Below are 1,732 nucleotides of genomic sequence, written 5' to 3'. Positions count from 1 at the left end.
AGATTTTTAAATTTTAACTTACATTTTAGAGCAAAAACTTCCATAACTGCATAATTTTTGTATATTTGTTTTTAGCTTCATCTCTCTACCGACTAGATTTATAAATTATCCGCCCTTAGTCCATTTATTCATTTAGTTTAAAATTAGGTATGCGAATCTTGTTATCATTATCACTGTTGTTGAGTATGGTAGTATTTGGAATTTCCGCACAAAATTGCAACTGCGACTATACTATAACCCAATCAGGCAACTACAATCCCTCCAACCTCCCTGTAAAGGCTGGCCAAACTATTTGTATCCAACAAGGCCTCTATAGCGATTTGTATTTCAGCGATTTTAAAGGCGAAAACGGCAAACCCATCACTATCATCAACTGTGGCGGTAATGTCGAAATTCAAGGGCTTAATGTGGGTATACAATTCTCGAATTGTAGGTATTTTCGACTCACAGGTTCTGGCAATAGTTCCTTACTTTACGGATTCAAGGTTAGTTCGCAAGCCTCCAATTCTATGGGTATCAAAGTAACAGATAGAAGTTCTGATTGTGAAATTGACCACCTAGAAATCACCAATGTTGGTTTTGCAGGCATGATGATAAAAACCGATCCGAGTTGTGATATGAACAATTGGGAAAATCGGTTTACGATGTACAATGTCAAGATTCATCATAATTATGTTCATCATACGGGTGGTGAAGGTTTGTATGTAGGGAGTTCATTCTGGAATTATGGACAAGATATCAACTGCTTTGGTACTACTATCAATGCCAAGCCGCATTTGATTTATGGCCTAGAAATTAATCACAACAAAATAGAAAATACAGGTGCCGAGGGTATACAATATGGCTGTGCCCCAGATGCCAAAGTGCATCATAACACTGTTACTCATCCTGGAAGTGCCCCCTTTGCCGAATTCCAGAATAATGGTATACAAGTAGGTGGTGGTTCTGGTGGCGAATGTTACAGCAATATAGTCAGTGAAGTTCCGGGGGTTGGGATTATTATGATTGGTGGCATCGGTCATCAGAACGTCTATAATAATTTGGTGTATAATACGGGTAACAGTGGAATTTTTTCGGATACAAGGCCTCGTTCAACCGAAAATACTCCTGTTAGGATTTATAATAATACTGTTATCAACACGGGTAGTGAGAGTCTAAAAATCTATAGTCTCATTCAGAATTACGAAGTATTTAACAATGCATTTTTATTGAGCGCCACTGGACGGTACATTAACGCACCCGCTGGCGTACAATTTTCGCAAGAAAAAAACTTTAGTTCAAACCTATTAGATGAAGCTAATTTTCAGGCACCAAGCCAAAATAATTATAAACCTAGGCTAACTTCACCTTTGGTCAATCAAGGAAAAGACCTGAACTATATGAATCTCAGTTATGATTTGTCAGATACTTTAAGACCCATTGGGGGCGCTTTCGATATAGGCTGTTATGAGTATGCAGGAAGTTGGTTGACACAGGAAAACTCCCCAATAGAAGAGCTACTCCCCTATCCAAACCCTAGCAGCGAAGTAGCATACATTAATCTCCCTGTTGGAAATCAATTTATTTCGCTTGAAATTTTTGATTTATCAGGGAGAAAAGTAGAAGAAAAAGAAATAACTCCTGTACTCGAAAATCTATATGCAATTGATTTGAAAGCATTGCCTGCAAGCACGTATATTATTCAACTTAGGCAGGTTACAGGCACCCGAAGCATTTCGCCCATTTTTAGAGG

Annotated in this window: 1 protein-coding gene; it reads left to right on the top strand. The window is 38.2% G+C overall.

What is annotated here, in order from left to right; genetic code table 11:
- Positions 1-149: 149 nt before the first annotated feature.
- Positions 150-1,732, top strand: a 1,583-nt coding sequence (locus tag ACOVQ4_RS19140; protein ID WP_421822211.1) for a T9SS type A sorting domain-containing protein, incomplete at its 3' end; no start/stop codon positions are given.

Origin of the sequence: Flectobacillus sp. (assembly GCF_049240685.1) — a bacterium.
Taxonomy (GTDB): Bacteria; Bacteroidota; Bacteroidia; order Cytophagales; family Spirosomataceae; genus Flectobacillus.
The sequence above is the reverse complement of the archived record's forward strand: the minus strand, read 5'-3'. Positions and strand labels throughout refer to the sequence as shown.